Source organism: Streptomyces sp. NPDC039480 (genome assembly GCF_055597165.1).
Map to the genome: position 1 here is coordinate 589,867 of NZ_JBVITX010000001.1, position 22,627 is coordinate 612,493.

The 22,627-nt window shown below is 71.1% G+C and carries 18 protein-coding genes; 15 read left to right on the plus strand and 3 right to left on the minus strand.

Going from position 1 to position 22,627, the window contains the following annotated elements; all coding sequences use genetic code 11:
- Positions 1-21: 21 nt before the first annotated feature.
- From ACZ56E_RS02320 to ACZ56E_RS02335, 4 genes are all read left to right on the plus strand, one after another.
- Complete coding sequence (locus tag ACZ56E_RS02320) at positions 22-1,509, plus strand: SDR family NAD(P)-dependent oxidoreductase (protein ID WP_471210010.1); 1,488 nt, start codon at positions 22-24, stop codon at positions 1,507-1,509.
- A gap of 365 nt (positions 1,510-1,874) precedes the next feature.
- Entirely contained in the window at positions 1,875-2,048 is a 174-nt protein-coding gene (locus tag ACZ56E_RS02325) for a hypothetical protein (RefSeq protein ID WP_398298812.1), read from the plus strand.
- A gap of 209 nt (positions 2,049-2,257) precedes the next feature.
- Complete coding sequence (locus ACZ56E_RS02330; RefSeq protein ID WP_471210013.1) at positions 2,258-3,394, plus strand: hypothetical protein; 1,137 nt, start codon at positions 2,258-2,260, stop codon at positions 3,392-3,394.
- A 307-nt stretch (positions 3,395-3,701) separates the two neighbouring features.
- A complete protein-coding gene (locus ACZ56E_RS02335; RefSeq protein WP_471210016.1) occupies positions 3,702-4,613 on the plus strand; it encodes a nitroreductase/quinone reductase family protein in 912 nt (303 codons plus the stop codon).
- 33 nt (positions 4,614-4,646) lie between these two features.
- Here the strand turns inward: ACZ56E_RS02335 and ACZ56E_RS02340 are convergent, their stop codons facing one another.
- Complete coding sequence (locus ACZ56E_RS02340) at positions 4,647-5,696, minus strand: LacI family DNA-binding transcriptional regulator (protein WP_471210018.1); 1,050 nt, start codon at positions 5,694-5,696, stop codon at positions 4,647-4,649.
- A 268-nt stretch (positions 5,697-5,964) separates the two neighbouring features.
- Here ACZ56E_RS02340 and ACZ56E_RS02345 point away from each other — a divergent pair, with 268 nt between their 5' ends.
- From ACZ56E_RS02345 to ACZ56E_RS02365, 5 genes are all read left to right on the plus strand, one after another.
- On the plus strand, positions 5,965-7,263 hold the full coding sequence (locus ACZ56E_RS02345) for an extracellular solute-binding protein (protein WP_471210021.1): 1,299 nt from the start codon (positions 5,965-5,967) through the stop codon (positions 7,261-7,263).
- A gap of 20 nt (positions 7,264-7,283) precedes the next feature.
- A complete protein-coding gene (locus ACZ56E_RS02350; protein ID WP_471210024.1) occupies positions 7,284-8,255 on the plus strand; it encodes a carbohydrate ABC transporter permease in 972 nt (323 codons plus the stop codon).
- Positions 8,252-9,169, plus strand: coding sequence for a carbohydrate ABC transporter permease (locus ACZ56E_RS02355; RefSeq protein WP_471210027.1), 918 nt, complete (start codon positions 8,252-8,254; stop codon positions 9,167-9,169). Before ACZ56E_RS02350 ends, ACZ56E_RS02355 begins: the two co-directional genes overlap by 4 nt.
- A 58-nt stretch (positions 9,170-9,227) precedes the next feature.
- Positions 9,228-10,484, plus strand: coding sequence for a glycoside hydrolase 5 family protein (locus ACZ56E_RS02360; RefSeq protein WP_471210030.1), 1,257 nt, complete (start codon positions 9,228-9,230; stop codon positions 10,482-10,484).
- A gap of 172 nt (positions 10,485-10,656) precedes the next feature.
- Positions 10,657-13,704 carry an alpha-mannosidase gene (locus ACZ56E_RS02365; protein ID WP_471210032.1) on the plus strand — a complete coding sequence of 1,016 codons (3,048 nt, stop codon included), beginning with the start codon at positions 10,657-10,659 and terminating at the stop codon, positions 13,702-13,704.
- Positions 13,705-13,722: 18 nt separating this feature from the next.
- Here the strand turns inward: ACZ56E_RS02365 and ACZ56E_RS02370 are convergent, their stop codons facing one another.
- Complete coding sequence (locus ACZ56E_RS02370; RefSeq protein WP_471211496.1) at positions 13,723-14,457, minus strand: hypothetical protein; 735 nt, start codon at positions 14,455-14,457, stop codon at positions 13,723-13,725.
- A 137-nt stretch (positions 14,458-14,594) separates the two neighbouring features.
- On the opposite strand from ACZ56E_RS02370, the gene ACZ56E_RS02375 reads away from it, so the two are divergent.
- Entirely contained in the window at positions 14,595-15,707 is a 1,113-nt protein-coding gene (locus ACZ56E_RS02375) for a hypothetical protein (protein ID WP_471210034.1), read from the plus strand.
- Between the two features lie 44 nt (positions 15,708-15,751).
- On the opposite strand, the gene ACZ56E_RS02380 is transcribed toward ACZ56E_RS02375, so the two are convergent.
- Positions 15,752-16,462 (minus strand): FadR/GntR family transcriptional regulator, encoded by a 711-nt coding sequence (locus ACZ56E_RS02380; protein WP_398298794.1) that lies wholly within the window; start codon positions 16,460-16,462, stop codon positions 15,752-15,754.
- Between the two features lie 222 nt (positions 16,463-16,684).
- On the opposite strand from ACZ56E_RS02380, the gene ACZ56E_RS02385 reads away from it, so the two are divergent.
- The 5 genes from ACZ56E_RS02385 to ACZ56E_RS02405 all read left to right on the plus strand — a co-directional run bounded on the left by ACZ56E_RS02385 (position 16,685) and on the right by ACZ56E_RS02405 (position 22,597).
- The gene (locus ACZ56E_RS02385; RefSeq protein ID WP_471210037.1) at positions 16,685-17,767 is read left to right on the plus strand and encodes a sugar ABC transporter substrate-binding protein; all 1,083 of its coding nucleotides are present in this window, start codon (positions 16,685-16,687) and stop codon (positions 17,765-17,767) included.
- Positions 17,764-19,365: a sugar ABC transporter ATP-binding protein gene (locus ACZ56E_RS02390; RefSeq protein ID WP_471210040.1), complete on the plus strand. Its 1,602-nt coding sequence runs from the start codon at positions 17,764-17,766 to the stop codon at positions 19,363-19,365. Before ACZ56E_RS02385 ends, ACZ56E_RS02390 begins: the two co-directional genes overlap by 4 nt.
- Positions 19,358-20,395, plus strand: coding sequence for an ABC transporter permease (locus ACZ56E_RS02395; RefSeq protein ID WP_471210043.1), 1,038 nt, complete (start codon positions 19,358-19,360; stop codon positions 20,393-20,395). Before ACZ56E_RS02390 ends, ACZ56E_RS02395 begins: the two co-directional genes overlap by 8 nt.
- Before the next feature lie 79 nt (positions 20,396-20,474).
- Positions 20,475-21,845 (plus strand): L-fuconate dehydratase, encoded by a 1,371-nt coding sequence (locus tag ACZ56E_RS02400; protein ID WP_471210045.1) that lies wholly within the window; start codon positions 20,475-20,477, stop codon positions 21,843-21,845.
- Positions 21,842-22,597: an SDR family NAD(P)-dependent oxidoreductase gene (locus ACZ56E_RS02405; protein WP_471210048.1), complete on the plus strand. Its 756-nt coding sequence runs from the start codon at positions 21,842-21,844 to the stop codon at positions 22,595-22,597. Before ACZ56E_RS02400 ends, ACZ56E_RS02405 begins: the two co-directional genes overlap by 4 nt.
- Positions 22,598-22,627 lie beyond the last annotated feature (30 nt).

A 22,627-nucleotide genomic window follows, 5' to 3' on the forward strand; every position in this document is an offset into this window, starting at 1 on the left:
AATGACATGAGGACAGCGGCGATGACGGTGACAGACGAAAGCCAGGAGGAGACCGTATCCCACGGCCCGGGCATCGACCCGGACCGTCTCGCCGTCTGCCTCAGCGTGCTCGACGAACTCGACAAGCTCGACGTCGACCACCCGGACGCGATCGCCGTGCGCCGGGCCACGGCCGGGATCTACCGGACGGTGAAGCAGCGCCGCCGCCAGGAGCGTCGCGCCGCCAAGACCGCTCACGACAAGGCCGTCACCGAGGCCACCGCCACCGGCTCCGCGCAGCGCATCGACGACGAGACCGAGGGCCTGCTGCCCTCGTCGCGGACCGAGGAGGGCAGGATCGCGGGAATACTCCAGCGCCCGCGCTCCTGCTACACCTGCAAGACCCGGTACGTGGAAGTCGACTACTTCTACCACCAGCTCTGTCCGGAGTGCGCCCACCTGAACCGCACCAAGCGCGACGCCCGCGCCGACCTCACCGGCAAGCGCGCCCTGCTCACCGGCGGCCGCGCCAAGATCGGCATGTACATCGCGCTGCGGCTGTTGCGTGACGGTGCCCACACCACCATCACGACGCGGTTCCCCAAGGACGCCATCCGCCGCTTCAAGGCGATGGACGACTCGGCCGACTGGATCCACCGCCTGGAGGTCGTCGGCATCGACCTGCGCGACCCGGCGCAGTCCGTGGCACTCGCCGAGCGGGTCGCCGCGGCGGGCCCGCTCGACATCCTGATCAACAACGCCACGCAGACCGTGCGCCGCCTGCCCTCCGCGTACGCCGCGCTGGTCGACGGCGAGAGCGCGCCGCTGCCCGCCGGGGAGCTGCCCGCCCACTCCGTGATCGGCGCCTTCAACTCCGGAGCGGTGGACGGCCTGGCCGCGCTGCCCGTCGGCACCAGCGGTCTGGACGCGCAGCAGGTCGCCGACCTCGCTCTCGTCGCGGGCAACGCCAGCGTCGCCCGGCACCTCGACGGCACCGCGATCGACGCGGGCGGCCTGGTCCCGGACGTCGTCGACAGCAACACCTGGGTGCAGACCATCGAGCAGATCTCCCCGGTGGAGCTGCTCGAGACCCAACTGTGCAACTACACCTCCCCGTTCATCCTGATCAGCGCGCTGCGGCAGGCCATGGCCGACGCGGCGAAGAAGGCGTCGAGCGGCCGCTCCTACGTCGTCAACGTCTCGGCGATGGAGGGCGTCTTCGGCCGCGGCTACAAGGGTGCGGGCCACCCGAACACCAACGCCGCGAAGGCCGCGATGAACATGGTGACGCGGACCAGCGCCCAGGAGATGTTCCAGACCGACGGCATCCTCATGACCTCGGTGGACACCGGCTGGATCACCGACGAGCGCCCGCACTACGACAAGCTGCGCCTGGCCGAGGAGGGCTTCCACGCCCCGCTCGACCTGATCGACGGCGCCGCCCGCGTGTACGACCCCGTCGTGCGCGGCGAGGCGGGGGAGGACCTGTACGGCGTCTTCCTGAAGGACTACGCGCAGGGCAAGTGGTAGTCCGCAGGCCGTAGCCGAGAGTCGTCTCAGCTTTTGGACAGCCGGTTCGGGTGTCGCGCGGTGCGCGGCCCGGGCCGGCTGTCTGTTTCTCGCCAGTCGTGGCCCGCTCCGCACCTGCGGCCCCCGGCGCCGCATGCCGTCGCACGGGCTTCCTTGTCCGGAATCCACTCCGACTCAGCTCCCCATCGAGCGCCGCGCCGCTCATTTGGTTAATGTAGGGCGAACGGGCGGCCACGAGAGATCCACAAGCATCCTCGGCCGCTCCGGGGACAGGCCGGCACCACGGCCGCGGTCCCGCCAGAGAACGGCGCCACCGCGACCGAACTGCCCTTGTCCTTCCGTTACGCGACACAAAGGAGTGCGCGGTGACACCAGATCTGACGAAGCACGAAAAGCGACCGGCGGAACGCGGCGGCGAACGGGCCGGCAGGCCCAAGAAGCTCCGCAACCTGGAGGCATGGTCCAAGGCGGCCCCCATCCGCCTGGCCGGCTACGAGGACGACCTCGCCGAGCCGCACATCCTCCCCGGCATCGACTGAGCCACCGCCGGGCCCGGTGTCGCACCGGTGCACTTCGCTCTTCGCCCTGTGCCCCCTGCCGTCGACGGCAGGGGGCGCCGGTGTGTCCGGGCCCTTCGACGTGAGACGCATTGACCTCCGCAGTGGCAGCACGGTTGCATGCTTGTGGTCCTCCGGTGGGGAGCAGGGGGAGAGACCGTGTCTCAGCTGGGGGGAACATGAGTGGAAACGTGAACCGGAGCACCACCAGACGTGTGCGGACCGCGCTGAGCGCGCTGAGCGCGGTGATCGTGGTCTGCGCGGTCACCGCGGTCCTGCCCGGAGCCGCCGCGGCCGAGCCCGTGACCATGGCGGCCGAGTCCAAGACCACCGCGGCCGAGTCCATGAGCACCGCGGGTGTCGAGAGGGTCAGTGTCGCGGGTGACGGCACTCAGGCCGACGGGGACTCCGCCGGCGCCTCGATCACGCCCGACGGCCGCCGCGTCGTCTTCTCGTCGGCGGCGAAGAACCTCACCTCCGACACCCCGTCCGAGGGCGACAAGGTGTACGTCCGTGACCGGCAGGCGGGGCAGACCCATCGCATGGGGCATCTGCCGCCGGTCCAGCCCCCGGTGATCAGCGGCAACGGGGAGTACGTCGCCTATCCGGTGCAGTGGATGAACAACGTACGGATACGCCACTACGAGGTCAGCACCGGAAGGACGGCCTCGGGCAGTTGCTCGCTCTTCACCTGCAATCAGCCGTCGATGAACGCGAACGGCCGCCTCACCTCGTATGCCAGCATCTCCTACCGGCAAGCGACGTACGGACAGCGCGTCCAGGTCGAGAACTGGGACACCAATACCGTCGAGACCGTCGCCACCTTCGACCACACCACCCCCTCCCGGCCGTCCCTCAGCGGTGACGGCCGCCATATCGCCTACCAGGACGGCAAGGCGCAGGACGTCTTCGTACGGGACAGGACCGCCGGCACCACCTCAGGGCCGATCGAGGGCCCGGCCAAGGAGGCGACCCTCGTCCACCTCAGCGAGGACGGCGGCACGGTCCTCTACCTCTCGGGCTCCGACACCTACGTCCACGACGTGGCCTCCGGCACCGCGCAACAGGTGCCGAACGTCCGGGGCGCAGCCATCGACCCCACCGGCCGCCACCTGCTGTACGCCCCGCACGACGCGACCGGACCGTCGCTCATGCTGCGCGACCTGAGCAGCGGCACCGACAAGGTCGTCTCGGACCGGCCCGCCTCGGCCGGCACCGACGCGGTCAGCGCCGACGGGCGCGACGTGGTCTTCCAGTCCGCGGCCGACGACCTCGTGCCCGGCGACACCAACGGCAAGTCGGACGTCTTCGTCCGCCACTTCGACTGATCGTTCCGCGTTGACATGTGAGGGAGTGAGTGTCTGTAATGGTGCTCGTGCCGCGTGGCGCCGACCAAAGAGCAGTGGGCAGGTCGGCGATCGGGCGAGCACCATCACTCAAGGACGACGCCGATGACCACGTCGTGAGTTCACACCGCTCGTAACGGCCCATGCCGTTCGCGGCCTTCGCGCCCCAGGGCTTCCGCCCGATCCGCGCGCCCTCGCGCGCCCCGGCCACGCCTTCGCCGCGTGACCCCCCCTCACTTCACCGCGCCCGGCGCGGACTTGAACACCCGTACGGAGATCAGACACCGTCATGCCCACACCCTTCAACCAGTCCGTCATCGACGAGTTCCGCGCCAACGGCGGCAAAGTCGGCGGCCCCTTCGAGGGCGGCGACCTCCTGCTTCTCACCACCACCGGCGCGAAGTCCGGCAAGGAGCACACCACCCCGCTCGGCTTCGTCCGTGACGGCGAAGCTCTCCTGGTCATCGGGTCGAACCTCGGCGGCCCCAGGCACCCGGACTGGTACCACAACGTCCTCGCCCACCCCACGGTGACCGTCGAGCTCGGCACCGACGCGTTCGAGGCGATCGCCGTCCCGGCCGAAGGGGAGCGGCGCGATCGGCTCTTCGAGCGCGTGGTCGCCGCCGAACCCGGATACGGCGACTACCAGGCACGCACCAGCCGTACCCTGCCGGTCGTCGCCCTGGAACGGCCCGCGCACGCGGCCGACATCCCCGAAGAGGCGGCCACCTTCGCGGACAAGATGGTCCAGGTCCACCGATGGCTCCGCGGCCAGCTGGGACACGTACGCGACGAGACGGACGCGTACTTCGCCGCGCTCGCCGCACACCGAGGGCCGGGGGCGCCGCCGGCACCGGGCCTCGGGCTGCAGATCCGCCAGCACTGCCTGGCGTTCTGCGACGCCCTGGAGTTCCACCACACCGGCGAGGACGCCCACCTCTTCCCCGTCATGGCGGGCCACCACCCCGAACTGCGCGAGACCTTCGACCGGCTCGCCGAGGAACACCGGACGATCGGCCGCGTCCAGGGGGAGCTGGCCGCGCTTCTCGCGGCCGTCGGGGGCGCGGATCCCGAGCGGTTCCGCGCCGAACTCGCCCGGATGGCAGCTGAGTTGACCGCCCACCTCGACTACGAGGAGGAGGTGCTGCTGCCGGTCCTCGCCGCGCTCCCGTGGCCTCCCGTGGCCCCGGGCGGGGAGTGAGCCCACGCCGGGCCTGCGCGGGCCCACCCGGTCTCAGGCCCGCGCAGGCCCCGTGCTCTCCCGTTCGATGAGCCGCGGCAACGGCACCTGAACCGTCGCCGCGGGGCCGTCGTCGAGTAGGGCGAGGAGTTCGCGGGCCGCCGTCCGGCCGAACGACAGCGTGTCCCGGGACAGGGCCGTCAGCCACGGATGCACCATGCGGCACAGCGCCGAGTCCTCCCAGGCGACGACCGAGACGTCGTCCGGGACCGCGAAACCCAGGGAGCTCGCGGCGGCGACACCGGCGACGGCCATCACGTCGTTGTCGTACACGAGCGCCGTCGGCGGCTCCGCGGACTCCAGCACCCGCCGGGTGACCGCGGCGCCCTCGGCGTCGGAGTAGTCCGTCGTCACCGAACGCACGCCCGACAGACCGCGGCCCGCCGCCTCGACGCGCAGCGTCCTGATGCGCCGCTCGGTGTGCGCCAGCCCCTCCAGGCCCGCGATGTGGACGATGCGGCGGTGCCCGAGCGCATACAGATGGCCCACCACCGAGGCCATCGCGCCCGCGTCGTCCGCCCACACCGTCGACAGGCCCGGATGGCCGGCCTTCGGATCCGGCACGCCGCCCGTCACCACCGCGGGCAGCCCCAGCTCGTCGAGGAGCGCGGGCCGCGGGTCGTCCGTGCGCGGGTCCACCACCAGGACACCGTCCACCCGGTGCTCGGCCCACCAGCGGCGGTAGACCGCGCACTCGGCGGCCACGTCCTCCACCACCTGGAAGAGCAGCCCCAAGTGCCGCTCGGCCAGCACCTCCTGGATGCCCGAGATCAGCTGCAGGAAGAACGAGTCGACGCCCAGCGTCGCCGCCGGGCGCGCCACCACAAGCCCCACCGTCGCCGAGCCCTCGCCGGACAGGGCGCGCGCCGCCGTGCTGGGCCGCCAGCCCAGCTGCTCCGCGACCCGGCGCACCCGGTCCCGGGTGATGTCGGAGACGCCGGGCCGGTCGTTGAGCGCGAAGGAGACGGCGCTCTCGGAGACCCCGGCCCGGCGCGCGATGTCCTTCATGGTCGGCCGGCGCGCCGGTGACCGCTTGCCTTGCACCCGTTGCCCCTTTCCTGGCTGCCGGATACTAATGCGCTTGAGCGGTGAGACTCTAAAGCGCATTAGTCAGCGACCGCAAGGCTTTCAACACACCCGTCTGACCTGGGGAGTTATCCCGCCGGTCGCCCGATCTTCGAATTCGGTTCCCCAAATCCATTGACTTTGCGCCACCGTTCCGTGCAGGGTCTGCCTCGGCGTGGATTGCCCAGTTCGGACGGTCGCAGTCACCGCCGTCTCACGCTGGGCCGAGCAAAGGAGCCGTTTCACCGTGCGTATCTCCCGTATCCCCCGCAGAGCGGTCGCCGCAGGCGCCGTCCTCGCCGTCCTGCTGCCGCTGAGCGCCTGTGGCGACGGAGGTGACGACAGCGGTTCCACGGACGCGTCGGGGAAGATCGAAGGCAAGATCACCTTCCAGACCTGGAACCTGAAGGCCAACTTCAAGCCCTACTTCGAGGGCCTCGTCGACGAGTTCGAGAAGAAGTACCCCGGTACCGAGGTGAAGTGGGTCGACCAGCCCGGCGAGGGCTACGCCGACAAGATCAGCGCCGACGCCGCGGCGGGCACGCTCCCCGACGTCGTCAACGTCTCGCCCGACCTGGTCGCCCCGCTCGCCAAGGCCGGCCTCGCCCTGGACCTCGGCAAGGCAGCGGGGAAGTACGAGAAGGAGTACCTGCCGGGCGCCTGGAAGAGCCACCAGATACCGGGCATGGACGGGACGTACGCCTTCCCCTGGTACCTCAACACCGGCCCGCTGTTCTACAACAAGCGCCTTTTCAAGGACGCGGGACTCGACGAGAACAAGCCCCCGAAGACGTACGACCAGCTCTTCGACAACGCCCTGGAGCTCGCCGAGAAGAGCGACGGCAAGGTCGCCACCCTCGCCAACGTCCCCACCATCGAGGACTTCGGCCGCTACGGCGTGCCGCTCATGAACAAGGAAGGCACCGGCTTCACCTTCAACGACACCAAGGGCGTCGAACTCCTCACGAAGTACAAGAAGTTGTACGACGCCAAGGCGCTCGACGGACAGGCGCTGACCGCCACGCCCGAGTCGACCGGCAAGAAGTTCCTCACCGAGGCCGTCGCCATGAACCCCGGCAGCGCGCTCGACCTGGAGAAGTTCAAGAAGGACGCGCCGAAGCTCTACAAGAACATCGGCATCACCCCGCAGATCAGCAGCACCGGCAAGGACAACATGTACGTGATGGGCGTGATGGTGAACGCCCGCACCAAGCAGACGCCGGCCGCCGTCGCCTTCGCGCACTTCGTCACCGACGCCAAGCACCAGATGGAGTTCGCCAAGAAGGTCGCGATCTTCCCCAGTACCGAGGGCTCCCTCGACGACCCGTACTTCACGAAGCAGGACGGCAAGGAGGAGACCCGCGTCCGCGTCGCCGCCGCGAAGTCCATCAAGACCGCGGTGAACTACACGCCCGTGCTGTTCAGCGAGCAGATGAAGGTCGAGCTGCGCAACGCCGTCGCGAGGGCGCTGCAGGGCAAGGAGAGCCCGAAGGAAGCGCTTGACAACGCTGTCAAGAACTGTGACCGGCTGCTGAAGACCAGCTGAGGCCAGGGACCCGTACGACCATGAAGAGCCCCACCGCCGCCAAGGCGACCTCATCCGACACCGGCGCCGCCGACCCCGCGCTCAAGGGGCCCGGCCCCGACGGGCGCGGCGGCCGCCGCCGCATCCGCCGCCAACTGCCCACCAGTCCCTGGCTGTTCGCCGCCCCGGGGCTCGTGATCGTCGCGGTCTTCATCCTCTATCCGTTCGTCAGCACCCTCAACAACGCCTTCACGGACAAGCGGACGCTGATGCCGGGCGAGTACGTCGGCCTCGCCAACTTCTCGGAGCTGCTGCACGACGACATGTTCTGGATCGGCCTGCGCAACAGCACGATCTACGTCCTCGTGGTCGTCCCGGCGCTCGTCCTGCTGCCCCTGCTCCTCGCGATGCTCGTCCAGAAGCACATCCCCGGCATCACCTTCTTCCGGTCCGCCTTCTACACCCCGGTGGTCGCCTCGATCGTCGTCGTGGGCCTGATCTGGGTGTGGATGCTGGACGAGCGCGGCCTGGTCAACGCCGTCCTCGAAGCGGTCGGCGTCGGGAAGGTCGGCTTCCTCAGCGACCAGTGGCTGCTGCTGTTCAGCGCGATGGCCGTCACGGTCTGGAAGGGCCTCGGCTACTACATGATCATCTATCTCGCGGCGCTCGCCAACGTGCCGCGCGAGCTCCACGAGGCGGCGGCGGTCGACGGCGCCGGAGCGTTCCGCCGCTTCCTCACCGTCACCGTGCCCGCCGTGCGCTCCACCATGGTCCTGGTCGGCGCGCTCTCCTCGGTCGCCGCCTTCAAGGTGTTCTCCGAGGTCTATCTGATGGCCGGGCCCACCGGCGGCCCGGCCGGCGAGGACACCACGCTCGTGATGCTGGTGCAGCGCGTCGGCACCGGCCTGACCGGACGGGTCGGCTACGCCTCGGCCATCTCGGTCGTCGTCTTCGTCGTCACCGTCGCGCTGATGCTGCTCGTGCTGCGGGCGGACCGGAAGGAGGACGCGTGACCACCGTCGACAAGATCCCCCCGACGACCGCCGAACGCGCCGCGGCCCGTGGGCCCCGGCGGCGCCGGATCACCGACGAGAACGGGCGCCGGATGCCCGTGTGGGAGATCGTCCTGCGCTACGGACTCCTCCTCGCCGTACTGGCGTTGATGATCGGCCCGTTCCTCTGGCAGCTGTCCACGTCCCTGAAGGGGCCGCACGAGGACATCTTCAGCTCCCCGCCGAAGTTCCTGCCCTCCGACCCCACCTTCCACAACTACGAGCGGGTCGCCGACACCATCCCCGTCTGGGACTACGCCCTCAACTCCCTGAAGGTGGCGGCCGCCAACGTCGTCACCAACTGCGTGGGCGCGACGCTCGCCGGATACGCGCTCGCGCGGCTGCGCTACCGCGGCCGCAAAGCGGCGACCGTCGTCTTCATCCTGGCCATGCTGGTCCCCGTCGAAGGCATCATCATCGCCCAGTTCACCACCATGCGTGAGCTCGGCCTGAACAACACCCTCGTCGGCGTACTGCTGCCCGGCTGCGTCTCCGCGCTCAACGTCCTGCTGATGCGCAACGCCTTCCTGAACGTGCCCTACGAGATCGAGGAAGCCGCGTTCGTGGACGGCGCCAACGTCTGGCAGCGGTTCCTGCGCATCGCGCTGCCCGCCGTCAAGGGCACCCTCGCGGTCGTCGCGATCTTCGCCTTCATGGGGGCCTGGGACGACTTCCTGTGGCCGCTCATCGTGCTCAGCGACCCGGAGCGGTTCACCCTCACCATCGGCCTGAACTATCTGCACGGCACCTTCGCCAACGACGAGCGTCTCGTCGCCGCGGGCACGGTCATCGCCGTGCTCCCGCTGATCGTCCTCTTCGCCTGCCTCCAGCGGTACTTCTTCCGCGGGGTCGGCGAAGGCGCGGTCAAGGGCTGACCCCGCGCCCCTCGACGGCGCTCCTCCTCGACGGCCTCACCAGAACCAGGATCCGCACTTGCCTTCCGCATCGCCTTCGGGCACGCCGCGCTTCGGCGCCAACTACACGCCCTCCCAGGGGTGGTTCCACCACTGGCTCGACTTCGACATCGACGCCGTACGCGCCGACCTCGACGCCATCGCCTCGCTGGGCCTCGACCACATCCGGGTCTTCCCGATCTGGCCGTACTTCCAGCCCAACCGCACCCTGATCCGGCCGCGCGCCGTCGACCAGCTGGTCCAGCTCGCCGACGCCGCCGCCGAACGCGGGCTCGACGTGAACGTCGACGGCCTCCAGGGGCACCTGTCCAGCTTCGACTTCCTGCCCGCGTGGACGCAGACCTGGCACCGGCGCAACATCTTCACCGACCCGGACGTGGTGTCCGGGCAGGCCGCGTACCTGCGCACGCTGGCCGCGGCACTCGCCGACCGGCCGAACTTCATCGGCATGACCATCGGCAACGAGATCAACCAGTTCTCCGCGGGCCCGCACCCCGACCCCGACCGCATCACCCCGGAGCAGGCGGAGAGCTGGCTGCGCACCGTCCTCGCCGCCTGCGAGGAGGGTGCGCCCGGCAAGCTGCACCTGCACGCCGAGTACGACGCCGCCTGGTACCAGGACGACCAGCCCTTCACCCCGGCGCAGGCCGCCCGGCTCGGCGCCGTCACCGCCGTGCACTCCTGGGTGTTCAACGGCACGGCCCAGCGCCACGGGCGCACCGGCACGGCCACCAGGACCCACGCGGCGTACATGATCGAGCTGTCCAAGGCCTGGGCGGACGACCCGCGCCGCCCCGTCTGGCTCCAGGAGGTCGGCGCGCCCGCACCGCTGATTCCGGCGGAGCACGCCGCGGAGTTCACCGAGGAGACCGTCGCCGCCGCGCTCGACTGCCAGGACGTGTGGGGCGTGACGTGGTGGTGCTCCCACGACGTGTCACGGGACCTCGCGGACTTTCCCGAACTGGAGTACAGCCTCGGCCTGTTGACCAACGCCGGTGAGGTCAAGCCGGCCGGGGCCGCGATCGCCCGCGTGGCGAAGGAGTGGCGGGGGCGGGCGTACGCTCCGGCGGCCCGGACGACCGCGCTCGTCGTCGACGACGCGTTGGGGCGGCGGTCCGCGTGTGCCCCCGGGGGAGCGGTCTTCGAGGCGTTCGCCCGCCTTGTCGCGGACGGGGTGCGCCCCGCGGTGGTCCTCGCCGGACGGGCGGGGGACGCCGAGTACCTCGCTGCGCGAGGCATCAGCGATGTGGTGCTGCCGGCGGACGTCGTCGGGTAGGCGCCCCGTCACGCGCGGGGCGCGTACCCGGACCGCGCCCCGCCACGCACGGGGCGCCTACTCGGACCGCGCCCTGTCGCACACGGGGCTCCGCCCCGGACCCCGCTCCTCAAACGCAGGAGGGGCTGAACTTGCCCCCCCTCCACCGACCAACCCTCCTGGGAGACCCCTCATGCATGACGACCGCACCCTGGTCGAAGCCCGACTCAAGCGTGTGCTGGACGAGCGCATCCGGCCCGCCGTGTACCCCGCCTCCGTGCCGCTGGACGTCGCGGTGTGGAACGCGCCGGGGGAGCCCGTGCCGGTCGCCGAAGGGCTTGCCGCCGAGCCGTCGCCCACCTCGGTGGGCGAGAAGTGGGGCGCGCCCTGGGGGACCAGCTGGTTCCGGGTGACCGGGACCGTGCCGAAGGAGTGGGCGGGGAAGACCGTCGAGGCGATCCTCGACCTCGGCTTCGACGAGAACATGCCCGGGTTCCAGTGCGAGGGCCTCGTCTACCGCCCCGACGGGACCCCGGTGAAGGGCCTCAACCCGCGCAACCAGTGGGTGCGGATCGCCGCGCCCGCCGAGGGCGGCGAAGAGGTGCGGCTGCACATCGAGGCCGCGTCCAACCCCGTCATCCTCGACTACCACCCCTTCCTGCCCACCCAGCTGGGTGACAAGGAGACCGCGGGCAGCGAACCCCAGTACAAGCTGGAGCGCATGGACCTCGCCGTCTTCGACGAGACGGTGTGGCAGCTCGTCATCGACCTGGAGGTCCTCGGTGAGCTGATGCAGGAGCTGCCCGAGGACTCCGGGCGGCGCTACGCCGTCGTGCGCGCGGTCGGCCGTGCCCTCGACGCCGTCGACCTCCAGGACGTGAACGGCTCGGCCGCCGCCGCACGGGCCGAGCTCCACGCCGTGCTGACCACCCCCGCCGAGCCCTCCGCCCACCGCATCAGCGCCGTCGGCCACGCCCACATCGACTCCGCCTGGCTGTGGCCGCTGCGCGAGACGGTGCGCAAGGTGGCGCGGACGACGTCGAACATGACGGCGCTCATCGAGGACGAGCCCGACTTCGTCTTCGCCATGTCACAGGCGCAGCAGTGGGCCTGGATCAAGGAGCACCGGCCCGAGGTGTGGGCGAAGGTCAAGAAGGCGGTCGCGGACGGCCGGTTCGTGCCGGCGGGCGGCATGTGGGTCGAGTCGGACACGAACATGCCGGGCTCGGAGGCGATGGCCCGTCAGTTCGTGCACGGCAAGCGGTTCTTCCTCGACGAGTTCGGCGTCGAGAACGACGAGGCGTGGCTGCCCGACACCTTCGGTTTCGCCGCCGGGCTCCCGCAGATCATCAAGGCGGCGGGTTCCAAGTGGCTGCTCACGCAGAAGATCTCCTGGTCGCAGACCAACCGCTTCCCGCACCACACCTTCAACTGGGAGGGCATCGACGGCACCCGCATCTTCACGCACTTCCCGCCCGTCGACACCTACAACTGCTCGATGAAGGGCAGCGAGATCGCCCACGCGGCGAAGAACTTCAAGGACAAGGGCGTCGCCCGGCACTCCCTCGCACCCACCGGATGGGGCGACGGAGGCGGCGGCACCACCCGCGAGATGATCGCGAAGGCCGCCCGGATGCGGGACCTGGAGGGCTCGGCGACCGTTCGGTGGGAGACGCCGCAGGAGTTCTTCGAGAAGGCGGAGGCCGAGTACCCGAACGCCCCCGTGTGGGTCGGTGAGCTCTACCTCGAACTGCACCGCGCGACCCTCACCAGTCAGGCGGGCACCAAGCAGGGCAACCGCCGCAGCGAACACCTGCTGCGCGAGGCGGAGCTGTGGACCGCGACGGCCGCCGTTCGGTGCGAGGAATTCACGTACCCCTACGAGCAGTTGGACCGCATCTGGAAGACGGTGCTGCTCCACCAGTTCCACGACATCCTGCCCGGCTCGTCCATCGCCTGGGTGCACCGCGAGGCCCGCGCGACCTACGCGGCGCTCGCCCGGGAACTCGACGGCATCATCGACGAGGCGCAGCGCGCACTCGCCGGTGAAGGCACCGGCGAACTGCACTTCAACTCCACGCCGCACACCCGCGACGGCGTCCCCGCGGGCGGTGCCGGAGCCGCCCAGACCGACGATGAGGCGGCGCTCGCCCCGCGCGAGGAGGGCGGCTTCGTCCTCGACAACGGTCTGCTGCGGGTGGAGATCGACGGGCGCGGCCTGGTCGTCTCCGCGTACGACCTCGTGGCCGGCCGGGAGACCGTCCCGCCCGGGCAGGCGGCGAACCTGCCGCAGCTCCACGCCGACTTCCCGAACATGTGGGACGCGTGGGACGTCGACGAGTTCTACCGCAACACCGTCAGTGACCTGACGGACGCCGACGAGGTCGTGGCGGGCGAGGGCGAGGGCGAGGGCGAGGGCGAGGGCGCGGGCGCGTCGGTCCGCGTCGTGCGCACCTTCGGCGACTCGCGCCTCACGCAGGTGCTCTCGCTCGCCCCTGGTGCCCGGCGCCTCGACATCGACACCGAGGTCGACTGGCACGAGACGGAGAAGTTCCTCAAGCTCGCCTTCCCCCTGGACATCCACGCGGAGCGGTACGCGTCAGAGACCCAGTTCGGCCACTTCTACCGCGCCACGCACACCAACACGAGCTGGGAGGCCGCCAAGTTCGAGGCGTGCAACCACCGCTTCGTGCACATCGAGGAGCCGGGCTGGGGCGTCGCCCTGGTCAACGACTCGACGTACGGCCACGACGTGACCCGCACCGTCCGCGCCGAGGACTCCGGCACGACCACGACGGTCCGCGTCTCGCTGCTGCGCGCCCCGCGCTTCCCCGACCCCGAGACGGACCAGGGCGTGCACCGCTTCCGGCACGCGCTGGTGCCGGGCGCGGGGATCGGCGACGCGGTGCGCGAGGGCTACCGCGTCAACCTGCCCGAGCGCCGGCTCACCGGTGGCTCCGAGGTGGCGCCGCTGGTGACCGTCGACGACGACGCCGTGGTCGTCACGGCGGTCAAGCTCGCCGACGACGGGAGCGGTGACGTGGTCGTCCGCTTCCACGAGGCACACGGCGGCCGCGCCCGCCCCACCCTGACGGCGGGCTTCCCGGTCGGCTCGGTCACCGTGACCGACCTGCTGGAGCGGCCGCTCGACGGGGCGGTGGCACCGGAGCTCACGGATGACGCGGTGTCGGTGAGGCTCCGGCCGTTCGAGCTGGTGACGCTGCGGTTCACCCGGGGCTGACGCCCGCCGGGCAGTCCCTCACCCGTCGGTCCGCAGCCACACGCGCAGCGGGCCGACGGGCTCGAAGCCGTGGCGGAGCGCGGCCGCCAGGTCGTCCCCGTGCTCATAGCCGACGACCGGCACGCCGGGCCAGAGCCGGGCCGTGGCGGCCAGGCAGGAGCGCCACGCGGTGTCCAGGTCGTCGTCGGCGGCGAAGAGGTTGGAGATGCCGACGACGCCGGCGCTCGGGTAGGCGATGGCGCCCGCGCGGATGCGGCCCTCGGCCGTGGCCGCCGGGAACACCGCTCCGTCGTCGAGCAGGGAGGGCCGGAAGAGCCCCCCGTCCGCCCCTTCGCCTTCTCCCTCTCCTTCCCCGTCGCCGCTCCACGCGGCCTCCCATGCGGACAGCCGGGCGTCGCTCTCGACCGGCTCCCAGCCTCCGCCGCGCGGTGCGGGGACCGCGGGGGCACGGTGGATCCACCGCGCCTCGAACAGCACCTCGAAACCGGCCGCGGAGAGGTCCAGCGAGCCGAAGCTGTCCTTGACGGTGGCGCCGGGCGAGGTGAGATCGATGCGGGGGAGCACGTCGTCGGGTGTCGCGGTGGGCGAGAGCGTCACCGCGTCCGGATACAGCGGGGGAGTCCGCGAGGCGGCGGCCCACACGCCCTCTTCGACGGAGCCCTGCACTCCGTGGGAGCGGCAGACGGCGTCGCACCAGTCGGCGTTGTTGCGGACGGCCGCAGTGAGGAGCGGGGTGGCGCGCGAGTCGGTGATCACTGGGGGGATGGTGCCAGAACACCTCGCGCCCGTCGCGCGCTTTTCTTTCCGCCGCCTTGCCGCCGAGGGGTGCCCGGGCGGCGGGCAGGTGGAACATGATGAGGCCCTGAGGCTGTCGAGCTGGGGGGTACGGCATGGGGTCGACGGAGCTCGCGGCCATGGCGGTGGGCGTGGTCACCGCCGTGGCGACGGGGGCGGCAAGCGGCGTCGGGGAGGGGGCGGGGGTCGCCGTCACCGAGCTGGTGCGGTCCCGGCTCGCCAGGACCGAGCGGGGGCGGGCGGCGCTGGCCGGGCTCGACGACGCGGGGGCCGGTGACTCCGGACGTGCGGGGGTGGGCGACTCGGGACGCGCGGGGGTGGGCGACTCCGGACGTGCGGGGGCGGAGGCGCAGGCGGTCCTGCGGGAGGAGATCGAGGGCGACCCGGAGCTGGAGCGGCAGCTGGCCTTCCACCTCCACGCGCCCACGACCTACTACCGCGACTCCATGGTCATCGACCGCAGCACGATCTCGCGCAGCCAGATCTCGTTCGGCCCCCTGACCATCACGAAGTCCCCGGGTCCCCTCGCGGTCCTCGCGCTGACCGGCGTACTGCTGCTGGCCCTGGTCGCGCTCGGCGTGTACGGGGGAACGCGGCTTCTCACCGACGACGGCCCCCGGGACACCGCGGCGCAGCGGAGCGGTGAGACAGGCGGCAAGGGCGCGTCGGAGGAGAAGGGGGCCGCCGGCGCGGGCACCGGCAGCGCTGCGGCCGACCGCACCCGCGCGCTGACCGTGGCGCAGACGCGTGACGCCCTGCCCGCCCGGCAGGACCTGCGGCCCGGCTGGGCCCTGCAGGGGAGGGCTGGCGCCAAGAAGGCCGAGCGGTCCGGCGGCTGTCACGAGGGTGGCGTGCTGTACGCGTTGGCGTCGCCGGAGTCCGGCCACGTCCGCGCAGAGTTCCGGATCTTCGCCTGCGCTTCGCCCACCCAGGCGGGTCGCGCGCACCAGCAGCTCGTCGAGGACCAGTCCGGATACGACAGGACGACACCGCTCTCGCTGCCGCCCCTCGGCGACGAGAGCTCGACCTTCACGTACTACAAGGAGCCCGAGGACAGCACGAACGCCATGGCCGTCGTCCGGGTGGGCAGCACCGTGGCGTGGCTGCGGCTCGGAGAGGTGGGCGACCTGCCCGGATACGAGGCGCAGCTCGAAGAGCTGACCCGGGCGTTCGTCGGGCGGATCGAGCGGACCCTGGCCGCCGACTGACCGCGTCGACCAGCCGGGTTCACCCCTCCCACTCCGCCCGCAGTTCACCCCTCCCACTGCGCCCGCAGCCAGTCCTCCACCTCGCCCACATGAGCCGCCGCCGCGGCCCGCGCCGCCTCCGGATCCCGTGCCACGAGCGCCCGGTGGATGCGGGCGTGTTCGCGGCGGGTGCGTTCGAAGGCGCCTTCCTCCTGGTAGCCCCGCCACACCCGGGCGCGGAACGTGCGCGAGGAGAGGCCCTCCAGTATCGCGGCCATCGTGTCGTTGCCCGCCGCGAAGGCGATCGTGCGGTGGAACGCCAGATCGTGGGAGAGGATCTCCTCCGGGTCGTCGGTGGCGTTCATGGCCTCCAAATGCTTTTCCACGTCGGCGAGTTGGGTCTCTGTGATCCGGGCCGCCGCCAGCGCGGTCGCCGTGGACTCCAGGACCCGGCGCACTTCCAGGAGCTCGACGAGTTGCGGTCCGCGGGACAGGTCCGCCACCACGCCGAAGGTCTCCAGGAGGTCCCCGGCCTCCAGCTGCGTGACGTAGATGCCGGAGCCGTGCCGCGCTTCGAGGACGCCGAGCACCGTCAGCGCGCGGATCGCCTCCCGCATGGAGCTGCGCGATATGCCCAGCTGGACCGCCAAGTCCCGTTCAGTGGGCAGTCGTTGACCCGGCTCGAGGCGGCCCTCGCCGATCATCGCCTTGATCTGTTCGATGGCCCGCTGCGTCACGGTGCCCTTCTGCGGGGCGGACTGCTCCGGCTGGTCCACGTAACGCTCCTCTGCTGGCCGAGTGCGCCGCAGTCTAGCCAGAGATGTGGTCCTACCACCACGGCCGGAAAGCGCGAATAGTTGGCGTCGAGGGGTGTTGTGGGCGACAAGTGGTCTGATAAATATTCGCGTCATCAGGCCCTGCAGACCCGCTCGATCACTCTCGATCAGTCTCGATCACGCTCCACCCTTCTTCGTTCATCTTCGATGAGGAGCCGTCAGATGGCCGGCAGGAAAGTGCGCAACAGGCCCAGCAGCACGCGGACTTCACGGGCGGTGCGCGCCGCCGCCGCGGCCGCCTGCGCGTCCCTCGTCCTCGCCGCGTGCGGCAGTACGAAGGACACCGCGTCGCCCGGCGGCGGAGGTGGCGGCGAGGGGAAGGTCGGAGTGATCCTGCCCCTGCTGACCTCGCCGTTCTGGCAGTCGTACAACGACTATGTCCCGAAGATGGCCAAGTCCGAGGACGTCGACGCGATGAAGACGGTCAACTCCAACAGCGACCCATCGCAGCAGATCACCGACATCAACAACCAGCTGAACCAGGGCGTGCGGGGCCTCGTCGTCGCGCCGCTCGACAGCGCCGCGATCGCCGCTGGCCTCGACCAGGCCGAGCGCAAGGGCGTGCCCGTCGTCGCCGTGGACGTCGCGCCCGAGAAGGGCAAGGTCGCGATGGTGGTGCGGGCGAACAACGTCGCGTACGGCGAGAAGGCCTGCGACTACCTCGGCGGCCGGGTCAAGACCGGCAAGGTCGTGCAGGTCATGGGGGACCTCGCGTCCGTCAACGGCCGCGAGCGGTCCAAGGCCTTCCGTGACTGCGTGCGGAAGAAGTACCCGAAGCTGAAGGTCCTGGAGATCCCCGCCAAGTGGGAGTCCGACACGGCCGCCGCCAAGCTGGACACGCTGCTGAACTCCCACCCCGACATCAAGGGCATCTACCTCCAGGCGGGCGGCGTCTACCTCGCGCCCACCCTGCAGACCCTCAAGTCGAAGGGAATGCTGAAGAAGGCGGGCGAGAAGGGGCACATCACCGTCATCTCGAACGACGGCATCCCGCAGGAGTTCGACGCCATCCGCAAGGGCCACATCGACGCCACCGTCTCGCAGCCCGCCGACGCCTACGCCAAGTACGGCATGCACTACATCAAGGCCGCGATGAACGGCGAGAAGTTCGAGCCGGGCCCGACCGACCACGACTCGACCATCGTCAAGCTGCCCAGCGGCATCCTCGAGGACCAGCTGCCCGCCCCGCTCGTCACCGAGAAGAACGTCGACGACGCCGAGCTGTGGGGCAACACGGTCGGATGAGCGCGCACACGACGAACATCCCGCTCGTCGAGGCGGCCGGCATCGTCAAACGGTACGGGCCCACCGTTGCCCTGCGGGACGGCCGCCTGACCGTCCTGCCGGGCGAGTCGCACGCCCTCGTCGGCCGCAACGGCGCGGGCAAATCCACCCTCGTCACCGTCCTCACCGGCCTCCAGGCACCCGACGCGGGCACCGTCCGCTTCGACGGGGAACCCGCGCCGCCGCTCACCGACCGCGACGCCTGGCGCCGCAAGGTGGCCTGCGTCTACCAGAAACCCACCGTCGTACCCGACCTGACGGTCGCCGAGAACCTCTTCATCAACCGGCAGCCGCAGGGCCGCGGCGGCTTCATCAGCTGGCGGCGGCTGCGCGCCGAGGCGGCGCGGGTCCTCGACACCTGGGACGTGCGCGTCGACCCCGAGGCGCGCACCGCCGACCTCAAGGTCGAGGACCGCCAAATGGTCGAGATCGCGCGGGCGTTGAGCTTCGGCGCGCGGTTCATCGTCCTCGACGAGCCGACCGCGCAGCTCGACAACCGCGAGATCGAACGCCTCTTCACCCGCATGCGCGCCCTCCAGGACTCCGGCGTCACCTTCCTGTTCATCTCGCACCACCTCCAAGAGGTGTACGAGGTGTGCCAGACCGTCACCGTGCTGCGCGACGCCCGCTGGATCACCAGCGCACCCGTCGCCGAGCTGCCGCGCGCCGCCCTGGTGGCGGCCATGGCCGGCGAGGTCATCGCGCGGCAGGCCGACGCCGAGGAGGCCGTGGCACGCGCCGGGGTCCCCGCCGACGCCCCCGTCATGCTCGACGTCAAGGGCCTGACCGGGGAGTCGTACACCGACATCGACCTCACCGTGCGCGAGGGCGAGGTCGTCGGCCTCGCGGGATCCAGCGCCAGCGGCAAGATCCACCTCGCGGAGAGCTTCGCCGGACTCCACACCCCGACCGCAGGGGCCGCCCAACTCGGCGGGGAGCGGCTGCCGTTCGGAGATGTGACCGCCGCCCTGCGGGCCGGAGTGGGCTGCGTCCCGCGCGACCGCCACGGCCAGGGCCTCGTCCCCGGCATGACCATCGGGGACAACGCCACGATGAGCGTCCTCGACCGGCTCGGCCGCCACGGCTTCGTCGGCACCGGCGCCAGACGCCGCTTCGCCGACGACCTCATCGAGCGCCTCGACATCCACGCCGACGGCCCCGACCAGCCCGTCTCCGACCTCTCCGGCGGCAACGCCCAGAAGGTCGTGATGGCCCGCGCCCTCGCCTCCGACCCGCGTCTCCTGGTCCTCATCAACCCGACCGCGGGCGTCGACGTGAGATCCAAGGAGTCCCTGCTCGCCCGCGTGGACCACGCCCGCGAGGACGGCACCGCCGTGCTCGTCGTCTCCGACGAACTGGACGACCTGCGCCGCTGCGACCGCGTGCTGGTCCTCTTCCACGGCCGGATCGTCGCGGAGCACGCGGCGGGCTTCGACGAACACGACCTGATCGCGTCCATCGAGGGCGTGGACCGGACGAGCCCCGTCAGGGGCGCGGGGAACTGCGCGACCAGCCGCAACGCCCCCTCAGGCGAACCACAAGGAGACCACCATGGCTGACCTCAAGGCCCCGGCCGCGACGGCGGCCACCCCCGGACCACCGGACCGGGGCGCGGCCCCGGCCCAATCCGTACTCCTGTGCCGTGCCCGCGAACTGGCTCTGGTCCCCGCCCTGTTGCTGCTCATGCTGCTGGGCGCGCTGCTCAACGACTCGTTCCTGACCGAGCGGAACCTCATCTCCGTCCTCGGCGCGTCCGCCGCACTCGCGATGGTCGTCCTCGCCGAGTCGCTCGTCCTCATCACCGGCAAGTTCGACCTGTCCCTGGAGTCGGTCGTCGGCATCGCGCCCGCCGTCGGCGCGCTCCTCGTGCTACCGGCCGCCCAGGCCGGATTCGGCACGGACCTGCCCGCCGCCGTCGGCATCCTCGCCATCCTGCTCGTCGGCGCGGCCATCGGCGCCTTCAACGGCGTTCTCGTCGTCAAGCTCAAGCTCAACGCGTTCATCGTGACGCTCGCCATGCTCATCGTGCTGCGCGGGCTGCTCGTCGGCGCCACCGAGGGCAAGACCCTCTTCGGCATGCCCGAGGCCTTCTACACCCTCGCCACCTCCACCTTCCTGCACATCCCCCTGTCGGTGTGGCTCGCCGCGGCCGCCTTCGGCAGCGCGGGCTTCGTGCTCAAGTACCACCGCGTGGGCCGTGCCCTGTACGCGATCGGCGGCAACCCGGAAGCGGCCCGGGCCGCCGGCATCCGCGTCGAACGCGTCATGCTCGGCGTGTTCGTCGCCGCGGGGGCCCTCGCCGCGATCGGCGGGCTCATGCAGACCGGCTACGTGGGCGCCATCAACGCCAACCAGGGCCAGAACATGATCTTCACGGTGTTCGCCGCCGCCGTCATCGGAGGCATCAGCCTCGACGGCGGCAAGGGCACCATGTCCGGCGCCCTCACCGGCGTCCTGCTCCTCGGTGTCGTACAGAACCTGCTCACCCTCGCCCAGGTGCCGTCCTTCTGGATCCAGGCCATCTACGGCGGAATCATCCTGGTCGCCCTGATGATCGCGCGCGTCACCACGGGCCGCGCACAGGACTGACCCCGCACCGTCCGCACCGGCCCCGCACCGGTCCGCCGCCCTCTGCCTGCGCGACACGCCCCTTCCGGAAAGGCCTCCTGTGTCCCCGACCCCCTCCCGCATCACCGCGGTCGACACCTACGACATACGGTTCCCGACCTCACGGGAACTGGACGGGTCCGACGCGATGAACCCCGACCCCGACTACTCCGCCGCCTACGTGGTGCTCCGCACCGACGCCGGCGACGGCCTGGCGGGGCACGGCTTCACCTTCACCATCGGCCGCGGCAACGACGTCCAGGTCGCCGCGATCCGCTCCCTGCGCCACCACCTGATCGGCCGCCCCGTCGACGAGCTCTGCGCCGACCCCGGCACGGTCAACCGCGACCTCGTCGGCGACAGCCAGCTGCGCTGGCTCGGCCCCGAGAAGGGCGTGATGCACATGGCCATCGGCGCCGTCGTCAACGCCGTCTGGGACCTGGCGGCCAAGCGGGCCCGCAAGCCGCTGTGGCAGCTGCTCGCCGACGCCACGCCCGAATGGCTCGTCTCCCAGGTCGACTTCCGCTACATCGCCGACGCCCTCACCCCGCAGGAGGCCCTTGAACTGCTGCGGTCCGGCCGCACGGGCGCGGCGGACCGCACGGCCCGGCTCAAGAGACACGGCTTCCCCGGCTACACCACCTCACCCGGCTGGCTCGGCTACAGCGACGAGAAGCTCACCCGGCTCGCCCGCCAGGCCGTCGCCGACGGCTTCACCCAGATCAAACTGAAGGTCGGCGCCGATCTCGCCGACGACATCCGCCGCTGCCGCACCGCCCGCGAGGCCATCGGCCCCGACATCCGCATGGCCGTCGACGCCAACCAGCGCTGGAACGTCGACGAGGCCGTCCGGTGGACGCGCGCCCTCGCCGAGTTCGACCCCTACTGGGTCGAGGAACCCACCAGCCCCGACGACGTCCTCGGCCACGCCGCGATCCGCACGGCCGTCGCCCCCGTCAAGGTCGCCACCGGCGAACACGTGCAGAACCGCATCGTCTTCAAACAGCTCCTCCAGGCCGACGCCATCGACGTCCTCCAGATAGACGCGGCACGGGTCGGCGGGGTCAACGAGAACCTCGCCATCCTGCTGCTCGCCGCCAAGTTCGGCGTTCCCGTCTGCCCGCACGCGGGCGGCGTCGGCCTCTGCGAGCTCGTCCAGCACCTGTCGATGTTCGACTACGTGGCGCTCGCGGGCACCACCGAGAACCGCGTCATCGAGTACGTCGACCACCTCCACGAGCACTTCACCGACCCGGTGGTGATCCGCGCGGGCCACTACACGGCCCCGACCGCACCGGGCTTCTCGGCGACCATGCGGGCCGAGTCCGTCGCCGAGTTCACCTATCCGGACGGCACGTTCTGGGCCGCCGACCTCGCACAGGACGACCCCGCACACGACCACCTCGCACAGGACAAGGGAGCAGCCGCATGACCGACTTCCAGGGGCTCAAGGCCCTGGTCACCGGCGGGGCGTCCGGCATCGGCCGGGCCACCGCCGACCTCCTCACCGCACGCGGAGCAGAGGTGGCCGTCCTCGACCTCGACCCGAGCGGGGTGCACAAGCCCCTGCGCGCGTACGCCGGAGATGTCAGCGACGACGTGTCCGTACGGGAGGCCGTCGCCGCGGCGGCGGCCGACCTCGGCGGCCTCGACGTCCTGGTCAACAACGCGGGCATCGGCGCGCAGGGCACCGTCGAGGACAACGACGACGCCCAGTGGCACACCGTCCTCGACGTCAACGTCCTCGGGATCGTCCGCACCACCCGCGCCGCCCTGCCCCACCTGCGCCTCTCGACGAGCGCGGCCGTCGTCAACACCTGCTCCATCGCCGCGACCGCCGGCCTCCCGCGACGCGCCCTGTACGCGGCGTCGAAGGGAGCGGTGCTCTCCCTCACCCTCGCCATGGCCGCCGACCACGTGCGCGAAGGGGTCCGCGTCAACTGCGTCAACCCCGGCACCGTCGACACGCCGTGGGTCGGCCGGCTCCTGGACGCCGCCCCCGACCCGGCCGCCGAACGGGCCGCGCTGGCGGCCCGCCAGCCCACCGGCCGCCTCGTCACCGCGGAGGAGGTCGCGGGCGCCATCGCCTACTTGGCGAGCCCCCTGTCCGGAGCCACCACGGGCACCGCACTCGCCGTCGACGGCGGCATGCAGGGCCTGCGGCTCCGGCCGGTGAACCGGTGAGCGGCCCGGCGCGGCGCGCCCTCGGACACA